This window comes from Halopseudomonas litoralis (assembly GCF_900105005.1).
GTDB lineage: Bacteria > Pseudomonadota > Gammaproteobacteria > Pseudomonadales > Pseudomonadaceae > Halopseudomonas > Halopseudomonas litoralis.
Genome location: NZ_LT629748.1, coordinates 2,757,049 through 2,774,930, shown reverse-complemented (window position 1 = coordinate 2,774,930; position 17,882 = coordinate 2,757,049). Strand labels below are relative to the sequence as shown.

At 60.9% G+C, this 17,882-nt stretch carries 15 protein-coding genes and 1 other RNA gene; 11 read left to right on the top strand and 5 right to left on the bottom strand.

Translation table 11 applies throughout. From position 1 onward, the window contains the following. Nucleotides 1–122: 122 nt before the first annotated feature. A complete protein-coding gene (gene rpiA / locus BLU11_RS13365; protein ID WP_090274168.1) occupies nucleotides 123–803 on the bottom strand; it encodes a ribose-5-phosphate isomerase RpiA in 681 nt (226 codons plus the stop codon). Between the two features lie 126 nt (nucleotides 804–929). Between rpiA and ilvA the strand changes: the two genes are divergently transcribed. Next, complete coding sequence (gene ilvA, locus BLU11_RS13360) at nucleotides 930–2,450, top strand: threonine ammonia-lyase, biosynthetic (protein ID WP_090274165.1); 1,521 nt, start codon at nucleotides 930–932, stop codon at nucleotides 2,448–2,450. A gap of 292 nt (nucleotides 2,451–2,742) precedes the next feature. On the opposite strand, the gene BLU11_RS13355 is transcribed toward ilvA, so the two are convergent. The 4 genes from BLU11_RS13355 to BLU11_RS13340 all read right to left on the bottom strand — a co-directional run bounded on the left by BLU11_RS13355 (nucleotide 2,743) and on the right by BLU11_RS13340 (nucleotide 4,072). After that, nucleotides 2,743–3,339, bottom strand: a complete 597-nt coding sequence (locus BLU11_RS13355; RefSeq protein WP_090274163.1) for a 5-formyltetrahydrofolate cyclo-ligase — start codon at nucleotides 3,337–3,339, stop codon at nucleotides 2,743–2,745. A gap of 4 nt (nucleotides 3,340–3,343) precedes the next feature. Next, nucleotides 3,344–3,522: non-coding RNA, 6S RNA (gene ssrS, locus BLU11_RS13350), on the bottom strand. A gap of 41 nt (nucleotides 3,523–3,563) precedes the next feature. Continuing rightward, on the bottom strand, nucleotides 3,564–3,866 hold the full coding sequence (locus BLU11_RS13345; RefSeq protein ID WP_090274161.1) for a cell division protein ZapA: 303 nt from the start codon (nucleotides 3,864–3,866) through the stop codon (nucleotides 3,564–3,566). Then, the gene (locus BLU11_RS13340) at nucleotides 3,863–4,072 is read right to left on the bottom strand and encodes a TIGR02449 family protein (protein WP_090274159.1); all 210 of its coding nucleotides are present in this window, start codon (nucleotides 4,070–4,072) and stop codon (nucleotides 3,863–3,865) included. Before BLU11_RS13340 ends, BLU11_RS13345 begins: the two co-directional genes overlap by 4 nt. A 230-nt stretch (nucleotides 4,073–4,302) precedes the next feature. On the opposite strand from BLU11_RS13340, the gene BLU11_RS13335 reads away from it, so the two are divergent. From BLU11_RS13335 to mgtE, 10 genes are all read left to right on the top strand, one after another. Continuing rightward, on the top strand, nucleotides 4,303–4,866 hold the full coding sequence (locus tag BLU11_RS13335; RefSeq protein ID WP_197674195.1) for a UPF0149 family protein: 564 nt from the start codon (nucleotides 4,303–4,305) through the stop codon (nucleotides 4,864–4,866). 9 nt (nucleotides 4,867–4,875) lie between these two features. Continuing rightward, complete coding sequence (pepP, locus tag BLU11_RS13330; protein WP_090274157.1) at nucleotides 4,876–6,216, top strand: Xaa-Pro aminopeptidase; 1,341 nt, start codon at nucleotides 4,876–4,878, stop codon at nucleotides 6,214–6,216. Further along, entirely contained in the window at nucleotides 6,213–7,403 is a 1,191-nt protein-coding gene (gene ubiH, locus BLU11_RS13325) for a 2-octaprenyl-6-methoxyphenyl hydroxylase (protein ID WP_090274154.1), read from the top strand. Before pepP ends, ubiH begins: the two co-directional genes overlap by 4 nt. A gap of 23 nt (nucleotides 7,404–7,426) precedes the next feature. Further along, entirely contained in the window at nucleotides 7,427–8,680 is a 1,254-nt protein-coding gene (locus tag BLU11_RS13320; protein WP_090274151.1) for an FAD-dependent monooxygenase, read from the top strand. Nucleotides 8,681–8,783: 103 nt separating this feature from the next. Further along, nucleotides 8,784–9,785: an extracellular solute-binding protein gene (locus BLU11_RS13315; protein WP_090274147.1), complete on the top strand. Its 1,002-nt coding sequence runs from the start codon at nucleotides 8,784–8,786 to the stop codon at nucleotides 9,783–9,785. 175 nt (nucleotides 9,786–9,960) lie between these two features. Beyond that, entirely contained in the window at nucleotides 9,961–11,517 is a 1,557-nt protein-coding gene (locus BLU11_RS13310; protein ID WP_231702341.1) for an ABC transporter permease, read from the top strand. Nucleotides 11,518–11,608: 91 nt separating this feature from the next. Then, nucleotides 11,609–12,694, top strand: a complete 1,086-nt coding sequence (gene gcvT / locus BLU11_RS13305; RefSeq protein ID WP_090274142.1) for a glycine cleavage system aminomethyltransferase GcvT — start codon at nucleotides 11,609–11,611, stop codon at nucleotides 12,692–12,694. A gap of 77 nt (nucleotides 12,695–12,771) precedes the next feature. Further along, nucleotides 12,772–13,152 (top strand): glycine cleavage system protein GcvH, encoded by a 381-nt coding sequence (gcvH, locus tag BLU11_RS13300; RefSeq protein ID WP_090274140.1) that lies wholly within the window; start codon nucleotides 12,772–12,774, stop codon nucleotides 13,150–13,152. A 93-nt stretch (nucleotides 13,153–13,245) separates the two neighbouring features. Then, complete coding sequence (gene gcvP, locus BLU11_RS13295; protein ID WP_090274138.1) at nucleotides 13,246–16,140, top strand: aminomethyl-transferring glycine dehydrogenase; 2,895 nt, start codon at nucleotides 13,246–13,248, stop codon at nucleotides 16,138–16,140. 115 nt (nucleotides 16,141–16,255) lie between these two features. Further along, nucleotides 16,256–17,878: a magnesium transporter gene (gene mgtE / locus BLU11_RS13290; protein WP_090274136.1), complete on the top strand. Its 1,623-nt coding sequence runs from the start codon at nucleotides 16,256–16,258 to the stop codon at nucleotides 17,876–17,878. The last annotated feature ends 4 nt before the right edge of the window (nucleotides 17,879–17,882 follow it).

The window sequence follows — 17,882 nt, the reverse complement described above, 5'->3', positions numbered from 1 at the left end:
GCTCTGCGTCTCATCCCGCCGCCGTGCAGGTGCCAGTGCGAACGCTGGAGCATCCAGAGCGCGAGCTACCACGTGGAGCTGGGAGCCACAGAAGCCGAATCTGTGATGCTGCTCGCCGAGAGTCAGTTGGCAGATCGCTCCATACGCTGCACGCCGGTTGCCGTGCCGAGCAACAGGATATCCGCGGGCCTTGCCGCAAACAGACCATTGCAGACCACGCCGACAATCGCATTGAGCTTTTCTTCCAACCCGCGGGGGTCGTGGATCTGCATGTTGTGGACATCGAGAATGACGTTGCCGTTATCGGTCACCACGCCTTCGCGGTAGGCCGGATCGCCGCCGAGTTTGACGATTTCCCGGGCGACATGGCTGCGGGCCATGGGGATGACTTCCACCGGTAGCGGAAACTCGCCGAGGGTACCGACCAACTTGCTTTCGTCGGCGATGCAGATGAAGGTCCGGGCTACGGCAGCAACGATCTTCTCACGGGTCAGCGCTGCGCCGCCCCCCTTGATCAGTTCCAGATGCCGGTTGGCCTCGTCAGCACCATCCACGTAATAGTCCAGGCTGGCCACGCTGTTCAGATCGTAGACGGGGATGCCATGCTGCTTCAGACGCTCGGCGGTGGCCTGCGAACTGGCCACGGCACCATCGAAGAAGCCCTTGTGCCGGGCCAGGGCATCGATGAAGTGGTTGGCGGTCGAGCCAGTGCCGACCCCGATGACGCTCTTGTCTTCCAGATTGGGCAGCAGAATTTCCACCGCTGCCTGCCCAACGGCCTGCTTGAGTTCATCCTGGGTCATGCCGGTCACCTCTGTGCATTTGAATAAAGCGATAATTATACGACCCCACCCGGACAGCGTGTAGTCGGATCGGGGCCGATTCGTTAGACTGGCGCTTTACTTTTACCTCACCAAGCCGAAACCCTGATGCCTACTCTGGAAAGTTACGTAAAGAAGATTCTCTGCTCCCCTGTATATGATGTGGCTGTCGAAACCCCCATTCATCGCGCGCCTTTCCTCTCCGAGCGACTCGGCAACACCGTTCTGCTCAAGCGCGAAGATCTGCAGCCGGTGTTTTCGTTCAAGATTCGCGGTGCCTACAACAAGTTGATGCAGCTGACCGACGAGCAGCGCGCCTGCGGTGTGGTGGCGGCGTCGGCGGGCAATCATGCTCAGGGGCTGGCGTTTGCGGCCAGGTATCTGGGGGTGAAGGCGACCATCGTGATGCCGAAGACCACGCCGGAGATCAAGGTCAAGGCGGTCAGAGCACGGGGTGGCAAGGTGGTTTTGCATGGCGATGCGTTCGACGAGGCGCTGGCCTATGCGCAGAAACAGGTTGAAGAGAAAGGTCTGGTATTCATTCACCCCTATGACGACCCCGACACAATCGCCGGTCAGGGTACTGTGGCGATGGAAATCCTGCGCCAGCATCAGGGACATCTGGACGCCATTTTTGTCCCGGTTGGAGGTGGTGGCCTGATCGCCGGCATTGCAGCCTATGTGAAATATCTGCGCCCCGAGATCAAGGTGATCGGTGTCGAACCACGCGACTCCAATTGTCTGCAGACCGCGCTGGAGAAAGGCAAGCGAGTGACTCTGGGGCAGGTGGGTCAGTTTGCCGATGGGGTCGCGGTAGCGCAGATCGGTAAGTTTACCTTTGATATCTGCAAGCATTATGTCGATGAGGTGATCACGGTATCCTCCGACGAAATGTGCGCAGCGATCAAGGACATCTATGACGACACCCGCTCGATCTGTGAGCCGGCCGGGTGTCTTGGCGTGGCCGGGATCAAGAAATACGTCGAACGCGAAGGCTGCACCGGCAAGGTGATGGTGGCCATCGATTCGGGCGCCAACATCAATTTCGACCGTCTGCGCCATGTCGCCGAGCGGGCCGAGATCGGCGAGCAGCGCGAAGCCCTGCTGGCGGTGACCATTCCAGAGCGCCCCGGCAGCTTCAAGGCATTCTGCCAGGCTATCGGCAAGCGGGCCATCACCGAGTTCAACTACCGTTATCACGACCAGCAGGAAGCCCATATCTTTGTCGGGGTGCAGGCTCATCCGGAAAACGATCCCCGCGAAGCGCTGGTGGAGAGCTTGATTGCCAAGGACTTCCCGGTTCTGGATCTGACCGATAACGAGCTGGCCAAGCTGCACATCCGGCATATGGTCGGTGGGCATTCGGTGCAGGTGCAGGATGAGGTGGTCTATCGCTTCGAATTCCCGGAGCGCCCTGGTGCGTTGTTCAACTTCCTCAACAAGTTGGGCGGGCGCTGGAACATCTCCATGTTCCACTATCGCAACCACGGCGCCGACTACGGCCGGGTGGTGGTCGGACTGCAGGTGCCCGAGGCAGAGCGGGCCAAGGTGCCGGCTGCGCTGAAGGAAATCGGTTATCCCTTCTGGGATGAAACTGACAATCCGGCCTATCGGTTGTACCTCGGCTGACTCGGCGCGCCGGACTGGCGCGCCCAGAGCAACAGAAAGTTGACGTCAATGCATTTATGGGTTATACGGTGTCGCTCGATACGTCGGAAGTATTGTCTCAAAACGATGTGTGCGCTCACGCGAGCGTTCTGATGGACCAGACAAAGATAGTTGGCCAGTATTGGAGGGCAGGTAATGCGCCGTAAGCCGGATTTGATGTGGATATTAGTGCTTGTGTTCACCCTGGGCGTGGTAACCACGGGATATACCCAGAGTTACTTCGACCGTCCCGCAGCTGCTGTTGAAGCTGAATCTATTTCACCAGAATGATCTGCTGATCGCTGACGATACCGTCCAGGGGAATGTCCCAGGCGGCAGCGGGCAATTGTGCGACTTTCTGGCAGTGATGGGCCAGGCCCAGCAGCTGTGGCCCGGTCCAGTGCTTGCGCAGTCGACGAAAGGCGAAGGTGCGGTCATAAAAGCCGCCGCCCATGCCGAGTCGGTTGCCGAATTCGTCAAAGCCAACCAGTGGCATCAGCACCAGGTCGAGGCGCCAGGGCCTGGTCTGCAATCTTGGATCGACCAGGGGTTCGCGGATGCCGAAGCGGTTGGTTATCCATTGCTGCTGCGCAGTCAGCCGCTGGAAATGCATGCGGTTGGCTGGCCAGCCGGTAATGACCGGCAGATAGCATTGCTTGCCCAGGCGGCGGGCGTGTTCCATCAGAATCGCAGGATCTATTTCACCATCGTTGGCCAGATAGAAAGCGATATGCCGGCTGCGGCGGAACAGGGGATGCTGCGCCAGCTGACGCCATAGCTGCTGGCTGGCCTTATGTTGCTGCTGAGGGCTGAGCGCGCGACGTGCTGTGCGCAGCTGACGGCGCAGTGCGGAGCGGTGGCTGCCATTCATGAAAGGGGTCCCCGGGATGCCGCTGTCGGGTTAGCCCTTGAACCCGAAAGTTCAAGGCGGAGGACATTGCATCGTTTTAGGCTTTCCGACATGCGGACATGCACACTGACGATGGCGCCTGCCCCCCTTCTACAGGAGTATCGGCTCAGGGACATCACCGACTGGCAAACACCCCAGGGATGTGACCGAGTATACAGAAAATTCACTGCAACTCCAGACCTCGGCTATTCCTGGTGGCGGGTCAACGCCTGATCGAGACGGCTGGCCAGTTCGGTGATCTGCTGTTGTTGATCACTCATCAGCCGCGCTTTCTGTATATTGCCGGTGAGCATTTCATGGCTGATGTTGAGTGCTGCCATGACCGCGATTCGCTCCACACCAACGACCTTGCCGCGATTGCGGATGTCGCGCATGGTGTTGTCCAGATGCCGGGCAGCTTCTTCCAGGTTGTAACGTTCTTCAGGGGGGCAGGCGACCTGGTATTCCTTGTCGAGGATGCGCAGGGTGACTGTCAGAGGTTGGCTCATGAATCGTGCTCCAGGGATTTCAGACGCAATATCATGGCTTCGACCTTCTGACGGGCCAAATCGTTCTTCTCGATCAGCTGCAATCGTTCTTCACGCCAGGAACGTTCCTGGGCCAGGAGCTGGTGGTTCTGTTGTTGCAGTCGATCGCAGATGCCGATCAGCTGGTCTATTTTGTCAATCAGGTTGTTGATGTCGGGTTCGTCCATTTGGCGTCATTCTGTCATCCCGCTGTCGGGGAACTATAGAGCTGACCGGGAGGGTGGTCAAACCCTGATGAACGATTGTGCGAACCCGGTTGGCAACTGCGGCGACGGGACGCAGAGCGCAAGCCAGGTTGTTCCCGAGGCTGTCAGGTCTGTAGGATATGGCAGCTGCCTGGGATACAGTCCCAGCATCATCTATCCATGCCCCGAGAGACCAGAAAACTATGGCTCTGATGTCTGCCACTTTTGATTACGACCGCGTCGACCAGATGTTCACTGAACAGGGTGCGGCCGGTTTCCCCGCTGAATTGCACGGCCACCTGGTCGGTCGGCTCTCTGCCGGCAGTCGTTTGGACCATACCGCCTGGCTGGATGCGGCCCGTGAGGTCATCGATGGTCGCGGTCAGCTGTCCGAAGCGGACAAGGTGCTGTTGATCCAGCTGCACGATGCCAGTCTGGCGCAGCTGGCCGGCAGTGGCTTTGACCTGACGTTGCTGCTGCCTGATGATGACTCGACCATTGATCGTCGGACCCTGGCGCTGGGGCAATGGTGTGAAGGCTTTCTCGGCGGCTTCGGTCTGGTTGGGCGCGAAGGTGAGTTGAGTGAAGAGGCTACCAGCGTACTGGCTGACTTTGCCGCCATCGCTCAGGTCCAGGCCGACCTGGAAGAGTCCGAAGCCAATGAGGCCGATTTCATGGAAGTCATGGAATATGTGCGGATGGCCGTATTATTGTTGTTCAGCGAATGCCAGCCGGCCGACAAGCCGCAGGACCAACCGCCCGCTTCACTGCACTGAGAATAGACCATGCACATTAGCAAGCAGGAGTACGCCCGTCGTCGCAAGGCGCTGATGGCGCAGATGGAACCCGGCAGCATCGCCATTCTGCCGGCTGCCCTGGTCTACCTCCGCAATCGGGACGTCGAGCATCTGTATCGCCAGGACAGCGACTTCCAGTATCTGACCGGCTTTCCCGAGCCGGAAGCGGTGGCGGTGCTGATACCGGGCCGTGAGCATGGTGAGTATGTGCTGTTCTGCCGGGAAAAGGACAAGGAGCGGGAGCTCTGGGACGGCTATCGTGCCGGCCAGGAAGGCGCTGTCGCGACCTATGGCGCAGACGACGCCTTTCCCGTCAGCGATATCGATGACATTCTCCCGGGGCTGATCGAAGGCCGCGAGCGGGTGTATTACGCCGTGGGCGTGAACCAGGAATTCGATATGCGTCTGACCGGCTGGGTCAACACCATTCGCAGCAAGGCGCGACTGGGCGCCGAGCCGCCGAAGGAATTCATCGCACTGGACTATCTGCTGCATGACATGCGCCTGTACAAGAGCGCAGCGGAGATACGCGTCATGCAAGCCGCCGGTGATATTTCTGCCGAGGCCCATATCCGCGCCATGCAGGTGTGCCGCCCGGGCATGTACGAATACCAGTTGGAGGCCGAGCTGCAGCATACCTTTATGCGCCACGGCAGCCGCTCACCGGCCTATGCCTCGATCGTCGCCGCCGGCCGCAATGCCTGCATCCTGCATTACACCGAGAACACCAGTCAGATCCGCGACGGTGATCTGGTACTGATCGATGCCGGTTGTGAACTGGACTGCTATGCCAGTGACATTACCCGCACCTTTCCCGCCAACGGCCGCTTCAGTCCTGAACAGCGCGCCATCTATGACATTGTGCTCAAGTCTCAGGCTGCCGCGTTCGCGGTAATCGGCCCTGGCCGTGACTGGAACGAAGCACATGATGCCACCGTGCGGGTGATTACCGCCGGGCTGCTGGAACTGGGCCTGCTCAGCGGCGACCTGGAGGAGCTGATCGTCAGCGGTGCCTATCGACCTTTCTATATGCACCGAGCCGGTCATTGGCTGGGCATGGATGTACATGATGTCGGTGAATACCGGGTCGGTGGTGAATGGCGTGTGCTGGAGCCCGGTATGGTGCTGACCGTCGAGCCGGGGATCTATATTGCCCCGGACAACGAGGATGTACCGCTCAAGTGGCGCGGTATCGGTATCCGTATCGAGGATGATGTGGTGATCACCCGCGAAGGTCACGATGTATTGACTGGCAATGTACCGCGCGAAGCGGATGAGATTGAGTCGCTGATGGCGCGCGCCCGTGCCGCAACGGATGTGCCTGCGTGACTAGCCTGAATATCGTCGGTGGCGGCATGGTCGGCGCCAGTCTCGCGCTGGGGCTGCAGGACTGTGCTTGGGAAGCCGGCTGGAAGATTCGCCTGATCGAGGCTCAGCCACCGGTCAAGGGCGGTTGGCAGCCAAGCTACGACAATCGATCCACGGCGCTGTCCCATGGCAGTCGACGGCTGTTCGAGCGGTTGGGCATCTGGACTGATCTGGCACGACGTGCCGAACCGATCCGGCAGATTCATGTATCCGATCAGGGGCATCCCGGTTCGGCCCTCATGCATGCAGCCGATGAAGCTGTGCCGGCGCTGGGCTATATCGTCGAGAATGCCTGGCTGGGCGAAGTATTGCTCGGCTCGCTCAATCATCAGGCGATTGAATGGCTGGCGCCGGCGCGGGTTGCCCATGCCAGGCCTCAGCTGGGCGGTTATGCGTTGGATCTGCAGACCCCGGATGGGCCGCAACACTTGTCCTCCGATCTGCTGATCATCGCCGACGGTGGACGCTCGGGGCTGCTTGATCAACTGGGCATCCACCGCAAGGTCAATCCTTACCAGCAGGTGGCGGTGATCGCCAACATCACCTCGGCGGACGGTCACGCAGGAGTGGCCTACGAGCGCTTCACCGAGAGCGGGCCACTGGCATTGCTGCCGCTGTCCGGTCAGCGCAGTGCGCTGGTCTGGAGCCTGCCGGTGGATGTCGCCGAAGCTGTCGCCGCCCTGCCGGATGCCGAGTTCCTGCAACGTCTGCAGGCAGCGTTCGGCTTTCGCATGGGCGCGCTGACCAAGGTGGGGGAGCGTGCCAGCTATCCATTGAACCTGATCGAGGCCGAAGAGCAGGTGCGCTCGCATCTGGTGGTGCTGGGCAACGCCGCGCACAGTCTGCATCCGATTGCCGGGCAGGGATTCAACCTGTCGCTGCGTGACGCCATGGCGCTGGCCGACACTTTGCTGCAGGCTCAGCGCGAACAGCGCGACCCCGGCTCGCTGGCGGTGCTGCAAAAGTACCTTGATGGTCAGTACGCTGATCAGGCGGCCACGGTTGCCTTCAGCCATTATCTGACCCAGCTGTTCAGTAACCGCAATCGCGCACTGGTGGCAGGCCGTAACGCCGGTCTGCTGGCGCTGGATCTTCTGCCGCCGCTCAAAGGCCTGTTTGCCCGCCAGGGCATGGGCCTGCGCGGCTGAGCGATACTTTTCCGGGAGGCGTCATGGCGCAGCAGTTTGATCTGATTATCGTGGGTGCCGGCATGGTTGGCGCGACGCTGGCGCGGGCCCTGGCGGATACCTCCCTGCGGGTGGCGGTGCTGGATGCCATGCCGCTGGGACAGCCGTTGCCGGTGCGCACCACTGAGTCTGGTTATGATCCGAGGGTAAGCGCGCTGAGCGCAGCTTCGGAAAATATTCTGGCCAACCTCGGTGCCTGGCAGCGTATTGCACCGGAGCGGCGCAGCCCCTACCGTCATATGTGTGTATGGGATGGCGAAGGCACCGGCGAGATCCGCTTTGATGCCGGGGTACTGGGCGAAAATCGGCTGGGCCACATTATCGAGAATCGATGCATTCAGCAGGCGCTGCTGGACAGCCTGACCGGTACCGGCGTGGCGCTACTGGGCGGCCGGCGGGTGACTGAGCTGGTGCGCGAGGAAGGCGGTTGGCTGCTGGAGCTGGAAAACGCCGAGGCGCTGCAGGCGCCGCTGATCGTGGCGGCTGATGGCGCGCGTTCACGCGTACGCGAGCTGGCCGGGTTTGCCATGCGCGAATGGGATTATCTGCACCACGCAGTGGTGACCACTATCCGCACCGAGCGGCATCACAGCGACACCGCCTGGCAATGTTTCCTGCCTACCGGTCCGCTGGCCTTTCTGCCGCTCAAGCAGCGTGATGGCGGTCATTACTGTTCCATAGTCTGGTCACTGCTGCCGGAAGCAGCCGAGCGCATCATGACGCTGGATGATGCGGCGTTTTCCAGCGAGCTGGAAGGTGCATTCGAAGGGCGGCTGGGACAGATCATTCAGGCCGATCAGCGCCACTGTATTCCGCTGCGCCAGCGCCATGCCCGCCGTTACGTGATGCCGGGGCTGGCGCTCATCGGTGATGCGGCGCACAGCATTCATCCCTTGGCAGGGCAGGGGGTGAATCTGGGCCTGCTCGACGTCGCCGAACTGACCGATGTACTGGGAGCGGCGCTGAGACGCGGTGAAGATATCGCGAGCCTGCCGGTACTGCAGCGTTACGAACGCCGGCGCATGGGCGCCAATCTATCGATGATGGCAGCGATGGAAGGCTTCGAGCGACTATTTCACGCCGAAGCCTTGCCGGTACGCTGGTTGCGCAACAGCGGCATGCAGTGGCTGAACGGGCAGGGCGCGCTCAAGGCAGACATTATCCGGCGCGCCATGGGACTCGGGGGCAGCCTGCCCGCCTTGGCGCAGCCGCCTGAACTGAAAATGAGCGGGTCGTAGGGCGCCCAGAACGGGCCGGTGCTTTTATTTCGGACTCACGCTGGATTTGCTTAATTGAAATCATTATCATCTGGGTTCGCTTTCTCGAACCCGAGGCTATCCGATGTCCTTTACCCGTAATCTCGTTGCCCTGACCCTGGCCGCCACCGCTTTCACCAGCGTCGCGCAGGCCAAGGAACTGGTGGTCTACTCCTCCCGTCAGGATCATCTGATCAAGCCGGTTTTCGATATGTACACTGAAAAGACCGGCATCGAGATCAACTTCATCACCGACCGCGAGGCCCCCTTGATGGCGCGCTTGCGTGCCGAAGGTGCCAACACCCCCGCCGACATGTTCATGACAGTGGACGCCGGCAACCTGTGGCAGGCAGAGGAACAGGGCCTGTTCCGCGCGATGGAGTCCGACACCATCGAGCAGAACATCCCGGCGCACCTGCGTTCGAGTAATGACATGTGGACCGGTCTGTCGCTGCGCGCACGGACCATTGCCTACTCTACCGAGCGGGTCAATCCGGACGAGCTGAGTACCTACGAAGCACTGGCCGATGACAGCTGGAAAGGCCGCGTGTGCCTGCGTACGGCGAAGAAGGTCTACAACCAGTCGCTGGTCGCCACCATGCTCGAGTCCATCGGTGAAGAGAAGACCTCTGAGGTGATCACCGGCTGGCTGGCCAACCTGGCTACGCCAGTGTTCTCCGATGACACCGCGTTGCTGAAGGCCATCGACGCCGGCCAGTGTGATGTGGGTATCGTCAACTCCTACTACTTCGGTCGTCTGCACAAGGCCGAGCCGGACGTCAAGGCCAAACTGTTCTGGCCGAACCAGGAAGACCGTGGAGTACACGTCAACATCTCCGGTGCCGGTGTGACCAAGCACGCCAAGCAGCCCGAGGAAGCGCTCAAGCTGCTCGAGTGGATGACCACCGAGGAGGCGCAGCGCGTATTTGCCGACGTGAACATGGAATTCCCCGCCAACGCGTCACTGGAGCCCTCCGATGAAGTGGCAGCCTGGGGTGACTTCAAGGCAGACAACGTCAATATCGAAGTGGCCGGTCGGCGTCAGCCAGAAGCCATCATGCTGATGGATCGCCTGGGCTGGAACTGACCAGAATGCCGCAGGGATAAACCCGGCGGCCGCTTTTGCTTATATACTGCACGCCCGCCGTTTTCTGGCGGGCGTGCTCGTTTATAACTACAGGATGTTGTCAGTGCCCCTTCAATCCATCGCCCACAAAGTGCGCTGGCAGTTGGTTGCCTACGTTGCCGCCGGCCTGGTGCTCATGCCGTTGCTGGTCCTGCTGTTCAGTTGGCAGGACATAGATCATCAGATCTGGAGCCACCTGCTGCAGACCCAACTGGGGCAGCTGATCGGTAACACGCTGATCTTGATTTTCGGTGTGGGCGCAGGTGTTATCCTGCTCGGGGTGAGCCTGGCCTGGCTTACCAGTCTTTGCGAATTCCCCGGTCGGCGCTGGCTGGACTGGGCATTGATGTTGCCGTTTGCCGTGCCCGCCTATGTCCTGGCTTTTGTCATGGTCGGTCTGCTGGATTTTGCCGGGCCACTGCAATCGCTGTTGCGTGACTGGTTCGGCAATGATTTCCGCCTGCCGCCGATCCGCTCCACCGGTGGGGTGATACTGACGCTGGTGCTGGTGTTCTACCCTTACGTCTACATGCTCGCGCGCAGCGCCTTTCTGGCCCAGGGACGCGGCTTGATGGAAGCCTCGCGGATTCTCGGGCAGACGCCCTGGCAGGGTTTCTGGCGGGTGGCCATACCCATGGCGCGCCCGGCGATCAGTGCCGGCACCGCCCTGGCGATCATGGAAACCCTGGCCGATTTCGGTGCGGTATCGGTGTTCAACTACGACACCTTCACCACCGCCATCTACAAGACCTGGTACGGCTTCTTCAGTCTGCAGAGTGCCACTCAGCTGGCCAGCCTGTTGCTGCTGTTCGTTTTTCTTGCGCTGTTCGCCGAGCGCCATGCGCAGGGCCGCAGCAAGCGTTTTCCGGCCAACGACAAGCCACGCAAGGATGCACTCTATCGTCTGAAAGGGCCGCTGGGCTGGTTAGCCACCGGTTACTGTGTGCTGATACTGGCGATTGCCTTCGTCATCCCGGTGGGCCAGTTGCTGTACTGGCTGTTGAGCAGCGGTATCGCCGATCTGGACAGCCGCTATTGGTCATTGATCCGCAACACTCTGATGCTCGGCGGCATCGCTGCGGCGCTGACCGTCAGCGTGGCGATTCTGCTGGTGCTGGCGCGGCGGCTGCAGCCGATCCGACGGGTACGCAGTACCGTCGCCCTGGCCAACCTCGGCTATGCCTTGCCCGGCTCGGTGCTGGCGGTGGGCATCATGTTCTTCTTCAGTTACCTGGATAACAATCTGGTTGTGCCGCTGCAAGGCTGGTTCGGAGCTGCCAACCCGGCGCCCATTCTGCTCGGCAGTCTGTTCGCCCTGTTGCTGGCCTATCTGATTCGTTTCATGGCGGTGGCCTATGGGCCGCTGGATACCTCGCTGGCCAGGATTCGGCCGTCCTTGCCGGAAGCAGCACAGAGTCTGGGGCAACCTGGTTGGGTGGTGTTCTGGCGCATCTATGTACCGCTGCTGCTGCCGGGCATCCTCAGTGCAGCGCTGCTGGTATTCGTTGATGTGCTCAAGGAAATGCCCGCTACGCTGCTGATGCGGCCGTTCGGCTGGGATACCCTGGCGGTACGCATTCATTCATTGACCAGTGAGGGCGACTGGACCCGCGCATCGCTACCCGCCCTGACCCTGGTGCTGGTCGGACTGTTGCCGGTTATCGTATTGATCAGGCGGTCCGGTCGTCGTTGAGTGGTCCGATCGGCGACGTCGGCAAAGACTGCAAAAGCCTCAGCTTTGAGACTACAATCAGGCACTGACCTGATTACAACAAGGAATGCCCATGGGTTTGCGCACACCGCTCTATGACAGCCACCTTGCCGCTGGCGCCAAGATGGTCGACTTCGGAGGCTGGGACATGCCGCTGCACTACGGCTCCCAGATCGAGGAACACCATCAGGTACGTCGGGATGTGGGCATGTTCGACGTGTCGCACATGGCCGTGGTGGATGTGACCGGCGCCGACGCCAAGGTCTGGCTGCAATATCTGCTGGCCAACGACGTGGCGCGGCTGAGCGAGATCGGCAAGGCGCTGTACACGGCCATGCTCAACTCCGAAGGCGGTATTCTCGACGACCTGATCGTCTACCGCACCGAAGAAGGCTACCGTCTGGTGCTCAATGCCGGCACCCGCAGCAAGGACCTGGCCTGGATGCAGCAGCAGGCCGACAACTTCTCCGTTACCATCACCGAGCGCGACGAGCTGGCCATGATTGCCATTCAGGGCCCGCGCGCCCGGGAGCTGTGCGCCAGTACGGTCAGCGAGAGTCGTGCAGCGCTGATTTCCATTCTCAAACCCTTCGAGGGGCAGCCGGAAGGCACCTGGTTCATCGCCCGTACCGGTTACACCGGCGAGGATGGCCTGGAAATCATGCTGCCAGTCGAGGAGGCGAGCGCTTTCTGGCAGACACTCAGCGAGGCCGGTTGCACACCTTGCGGCCTCGGCGCCCGGGACACGCTGCGGTTGGAGGCAGGATTGAACCTGTACGGTTCCGACATTGACGAGCAGACTTCTCCGCTGGCCGGCAACATGGGCTGGACCATTGCCTGGGAGCCGCAGGGTCGTGATTTCATTGGCCGCCAGGCGTTGGAAGCACAGCGTCAGGCGGGTGATCAACCCAGGCAGGTAGGCCTGGTGTTGAATGAGCGAGCGGTATTGCGCGGTCATCAGAAAGTGATGGTGGATGGTATCGGCGAAGGCGAAATCACCAGTGGCAGCTTTTCTCCCACGCTTGGCTGCTCCATTGCGCTGGCCCGGGTGCCGGCTGCCACCGGCACAACCGCCAGTGTCGAGATTCGCGGCAAGCGGCGCGAGGTGCAGGTGATTCGCCCCGGCTTCGTGCGTAACGGCAAGAAAATATTCGAATGATTTGATGAGTCTGAACGCCACCCGCGCTCAGCGTGCGGTGGTGTTCAACGGAATGCTTCTCTACTGAGGAAATTGAAATGAGTGATACCCCCAGCGAATTGCGCTACGCCAGCAGCCACGAATGGACCCGTCAGGAAGCCGATGGCACTGTCACCGTGGGCATTACCAATCATGCCCAGGACGCACTGGGCGATGTGGTCTTCGTTGAACTGCCGGAAGTCGGCCGTCAGGTTCGCGCCGGTGAAGAGTGCGCGGTGGTCGAGTCGGTCAAGGCGGCATCGGACATCTACGCTCCGGTGAGCGGTGAGGTGCTGGCGGCCAATGAAGCGCTTGTCGATGCGCCGGAACTGCTCAATAACGATCCCTATGGAGCAGCCTGGCTGTTCAAGATCCAGCCCACCGATGCCGGCGAGCTGGACCAGTTGCTGGATGCCGAGGGTTACCAGGCAAGTCTTTGAGACTCCAATAAACGGAAACAGCGGAGCCTGAAAGGCGCGGCATGGCCAAGTGCGGTCGTCTTCAGCGGTTTCCAGACAGAGAAGGTGAAACGTATGAGCCATACCCCAAGTCTCAGCGAGCTGGAGCAGCAGGATGCCTTTATCAGGCGGCATATCGGTCCAGACGCTGACGAGCAGCAGAGCATGCTGGATGCGCTGGGGGTGGCCTCGCTCGAAGAACTGATCGGACAGACCGTGCCGCAAAGCATTCGCCTGCCCGGTGAGCTGGCATTGAGCGAGCCGCGCAGCGAGGCGCAGGTGCTGGATTACCTGAAATCGGTTGCCGGTCGCAACCGCATCTTCACCTCATGCATCGGTATGGGCTATCACGACACGCTCACACCAACGGTGATTCTGCGCAACGTGCTGGAGAATCCCGGTTGGTACACGGCTTATACGCCCTACCAGCCGGAGATTTCCCAGGGCCGTCTGGAGGCGCTGCTGAATTTCCAGCAGATGACCCTGGATCTGACCGGCATGGAGCTGGCCAATGCCTCTCTGCTGGATGAGGCCACCGCAGCCGCGGAAGCCATGACACTGGCGCGGCGAGTAGCCAAGAGCAAGAGTAATACCTTTTTCATCGACGAGGACTGCCATCCGCAGACCATCTCGGTGGTGCGCACCCGCGCCGAGGCCTTCGGTTTCGAGTTGCTGGTGGGTTCCGTCGATGTGCTGGCGCAGCATCAGGTATTCGGCGCGGTGTTCCAGTACACCACCACCTGGGGCGAGATCCGTGAGCTGCAGCCGCTGATCCAGCAGGTGCAGGCGCAGCAAGGTCTGGCCTGTGTCGCGGTAGACCCGCTGAGTCTGGTGCTGCTTACCCCGCCGGGTGAACTGGGCGCAGATGTGGTATTCGGTTCTTCCCAGCGTTTCGGTGTACCCATGGGGTACGGCGGGCCACACGCGGCCTTCTTTGCCACGCGGGATGCCTACAAGAGAGCCATGCCGGGCCGCATCATCGGCGTATCGGTGGACACCCGCGGCAATCGCGCCCTGCGTATGGCGCTGCAGACCCGTGAACAACATATCCGCCGGGAAAAGGCCAATTCCAATATCTGCACCGCGCAGGTGCTGCTGGCCAATATCGCCAGCTTCTACGCGGTCTATCATGGGCCCGAAGGGCTGAAGACCATTGCGCAGCGGGTTCATCGGCTGACCGCCATACTCGCGGCGGGGCTGGAGCGTTGCGGCATTGTGCGCAGTAATCAGCACTACTTCGATACCCTGACGCTGAATGTCCCGGGCCAGGCTGGCGCCATCGTTGGCCGCGCGCGCAGCGAAGGTATCAATCTACGACTGATCGATGCCGATCACCTGGGTATCAGTCTGGATGAAACCACCACAGCGGCGACCGTGGCCACTTTGTTGAGCTGCTTCACTGGTACGGCGCAGCAGCAGGATCTGGCAGAGCTGGATCAGGCGGTGCGTGACGGCGATAGCGCTATTCCGGCGCAACTGCAGCGCCAGTCGGCATTTCTGACCCATCCGGTATTCAACCGGCATCACTCGGAAACCGACATGCTGCGCTATATAAAATCGCTGGAAAACAAGGACCTGGCGTTGAACCACGCGATGATCCCGCTGGGCTCCTGCACCATGAAGCTGAACGCCACCAGCGAGATGATTCCGATTACCTGGCCGGAGTTTGCCCGCATGCATCCGTTCGCGCCTCTGGCCCAGGCCGAAGGCTATCGGGTGATGATCGACGAGTTGGAAGCCATGTTGCGGGCGATCACCGGTTTCGATGCCATCAGCATGCAGCCCAACTCCGGCGCCCAGGGCGAGTACGCTGGCTTGTTGGCGATTCGCAAGTTTCATGAGGAGGCCGGTAACCAGCATCGCAATGTCTGCCTGATTCCGACCTCCGCGCATGGTACCAACCCGGCCTCGGCAATGATGGCCGGCATGCGTGTGGTGCTGATAGCCTGTGATGAGCAGGGTAACGTCAATGTCGATGACCTGCGCAGCAAGGCGGCCGCCCATGCCGATGACCTGTCCTGTCTGATGATCACCTACCCCTCGACCCACGGTGTCTATGAAGAGGGCGTGCGGAATATCTGCGATATCGTGCATCAGCACGGCGGGCAGGTGTACATGGATGGCGCCAACCTCAACGCCCTGGTCGGGCTGGCACGGCCGGCGGACTTCGGTGCGGATGTCTCGCACATGAACCTGCACAAGACTTTCTGCATACCCCACGGCGGTGGTGGTCCGGGTATGGGGCCGATTGGCGTGAAAGCGCATCTGGCGCCCTATGTCGCCAATCACATGGTGGTGCCATTGGATGGCCCGAATCCGGAAAACGACGCGGTCAGCGCTGCACCCTGGGGCAGCGCCAGCATTCTGCCGATCAGCTGGACCTATATTGCGCTGATGGGCGCCAGCGGTCTGCGCCAGGCCACCGAGGTGGCAATCCTGAACGCCAATTATATCGCCCAGCGTCTCGGCGAAGCCTATCCGGTGCTCTACAGTGGGCGTAACGGCCGGGTTGCACATGAGTGCATCATCGACATACGGCCACTCAAGGCGGCGTCGGGCATCACTGAAGAAGATATCGCCAAGCGGCTGATGGACTTCGGCTTTCACGCGCCGACCATGTCCTTTCCGGTGCCGGGTACGCTGATGATCGAGCCGACCGAAAGCGAGTCCAAGGCGGAACTGGACCGCTTCATCGATGCCATGCTGACCATCCGCAGTGAGATCGCCCGGGTGGAGCAAGGGCAGTGGGGCGCAGAAGACAATCCGCTGCACAATGCGCCCCATACCCTGGCTGATATCACCGGTGATTGGCAGCGTGATTATTCCCGGGAGCAGGCGGTGTTCCCGCTTGGTTGGGTGGCGGCCAACAAATTCTGGCCCGCGGTGAACCGCATCGACAATGTCTATGGTGACCGCAATCTTTTCTGTGCCTGTCCGCCGTTGGAAGACTGGGCCGAAGATCAAAGCTGACGGCCAGTGAATGGAGGGGCCAATCCGGAGCGTTTGTCATAACCGGATCGGCCCCCTGTGGTATTTTAGGGCCCCGCCGTGCGTCAACCAAGTCACCGCCTGATGGAAGCATGCCATGAGTGAAGAAGCCCTGTCCGTTACCGAAACCCGGGAATCCGTTGTCGATTCGCTGGCCAAGGGCAAGTTCAAGCGCGTGCGGCGTATTCTGCGTGAGCTGACCGCGACTGAGGTTGTCGAGCTGCTGAACCAGCTGGATCCTGAACAGCAGCAGCTGGTGTGGAACCAGATTGGCGATGAAGAAGAACAGGGCATTCTGACGGAGCTGGACCCGGCACTGGCCGAGCGCCTGCTGACCAACAGCGATGACCATCCGGATACGCTGGAGCCAGAAGCGGAAGATGATGAGGACGTCAGCCCCATCACCCAGGTTCGCGAGGCCCTGGAAGCCGGCCGGTTCAAACGAGCACTGAAGATCCTCGGCAAACTGCACCCGTCGCAGGCCGCCGGCCTGCTTGAAGCACTGCCGCCCGCCGAGCGCAGCAGCATCTGGTCGAGGTTGGACAGTGCCCGAGCAGGGCAGATTCTGGTGCACCTGCGCGAGGAAGTACGCGCCAGCCTGGCGCTGGAGATGTCCGACTCCGAACTGCTGGACGCCGCCCATCAGCTCGATCTCGATGACCTGGTGGATCTGATTCAGGCGCTGCCGTTCGGCCCGGGCCGGCAGCTGCTGCTGTCGATGGATGTGAAAACACGTCAGCAGCTGGCGGACATGCTGTCCTATCCGGAAGAGTCTGCCGGTGGTCTGATGAACATCGACCATATCTCGGTGCGCGCTGACGTCCGGGTCAGCTCGATATTGCGTTACCTGCGCTTGCTGGAAGATCTGCCCGACCACACGGACAAGCTGATGGTGGTTGATCGAGAGAATCGTTACCTGGGCGTGCTGCGGCTGAGCCGGTTGGTCACCAGTCCGGCGGATGGTCTGGTCAGTGATGTGATGGATGGCGACTTCAAGGCATTGGATGTACTGATGAGCAGTCAGGAGGTGCAGCGCCAGTTCGAGGATCTGGACATGCTGTCGGCGGCAGTGACCAGTCCGGACGGTATCCTGCTCGGGCGCATCACCGTGGATGACGTGATGGACAGCATCCGTGAGGATTCCGAGCGGGCGATCATGGGCATGGCCGGTCTGGATGACGAGGCGGACATGTTCGCCCCGGTGCTGACCAGCACCCGACGCCGTTCCGTCTGGTTGGGCTGCAATCTGATCACCGCTTTTCTGGCCGCCTCGGTGATTGGCCAGTTTCAGGGAGCACTGGAGCAGATAGTGGCATTGGCGGTACTGATGCCGGTCGTCGCCAGCATGGGCGGGATCGCCGGCAGCCAGACGCTGACGCTGGTGATTCGTGGCCTGGCCCTGGGCCAGGTGGACACGGGTAATCTCAAGGTGCTGCTGGTCAAGGAGCTGGGCATAGGCACGCTCAATGGTTTGTTATGGGCGGTGCTGGTTGCCGTCGTGGCTTTTCTCTGGTTCGGTAGCCTGGGAATCGGTTGGGTAATTGGCCTGGCGATCCTCATCAATCTGGTCTGTGCCGTACTGGCCGGGCTGTTGATCCCGCTGATCCTGCGCCGCTTCGGCATCGATCCGGCATTGGCCGGGAGCATGGTGCTGATGGCGGTGACCGATGTGGTTGGCTTCTCGTCCTTCCTCGGTCTGGCCACGGTATTTCTGCTGTAACGGC

What these genes read in the sequence shown, in the direction of transcription:
- rpiA (WP_090274168.1), bottom strand. Translation starts at nt 803, where the DNA reads ATGACCCAGGATGAACTCAAGCAGGCCGTTGGGCAGGCAGCGGTGGAA.
- ilvA (WP_090274165.1), top strand. Translation starts at nt 930, where the DNA reads ATGCCTACTCTGGAAAGTTACGTAAAGAAGATTCTCTGCTCCCCTGTA.
- BLU11_RS13355 (WP_090274163.1), bottom strand. Translation starts at nt 3,339, where the DNA reads ATGAATGGCAGCCACCGCTCCGCACTGCGCCGTCAGCTGCGCACAGCA.
- BLU11_RS13345 (WP_090274161.1), bottom strand. Translation starts at nt 3,866, where the DNA reads ATGAGCCAACCTCTGACAGTCACCCTGCGCATCCTCGACAAGGAATAC.
- BLU11_RS13340 (WP_090274159.1), bottom strand. Translation starts at nt 4,072, where the DNA reads ATGGACGAACCCGACATCAACAACCTGATTGACAAAATAGACCAGCTG.
- BLU11_RS13335 (WP_197674195.1), top strand. Translation starts at nt 4,303, where the DNA reads ATGTCTGCCACTTTTGATTACGACCGCGTCGACCAGATGTTCACTGAA.
- pepP (WP_090274157.1), top strand. Translation starts at nt 4,876, where the DNA reads ATGCACATTAGCAAGCAGGAGTACGCCCGTCGTCGCAAGGCGCTGATG.
- BLU11_RS13320 (WP_090274151.1), top strand. Translation starts at nt 7,427, where the DNA reads ATGGCGCAGCAGTTTGATCTGATTATCGTGGGTGCCGGCATGGTTGGC.
- BLU11_RS13315 (WP_090274147.1), top strand. Translation starts at nt 8,784, where the DNA reads ATGTCCTTTACCCGTAATCTCGTTGCCCTGACCCTGGCCGCCACCGCT.
- BLU11_RS13310 (WP_231702341.1), top strand. Translation starts at nt 9,961, where the DNA reads ATGCCGTTGCTGGTCCTGCTGTTCAGTTGGCAGGACATAGATCATCAG.
- gcvT (WP_090274142.1), top strand. Translation starts at nt 11,609, where the DNA reads ATGGGTTTGCGCACACCGCTCTATGACAGCCACCTTGCCGCTGGCGCC.
- gcvH (WP_090274140.1), top strand. Translation starts at nt 12,772, where the DNA reads ATGAGTGATACCCCCAGCGAATTGCGCTACGCCAGCAGCCACGAATGG.
- gcvP (WP_090274138.1), top strand. Translation starts at nt 13,246, where the DNA reads ATGAGCCATACCCCAAGTCTCAGCGAGCTGGAGCAGCAGGATGCCTTT.
- mgtE (WP_090274136.1), top strand. Translation starts at nt 16,256, where the DNA reads ATGAGTGAAGAAGCCCTGTCCGTTACCGAAACCCGGGAATCCGTTGTC.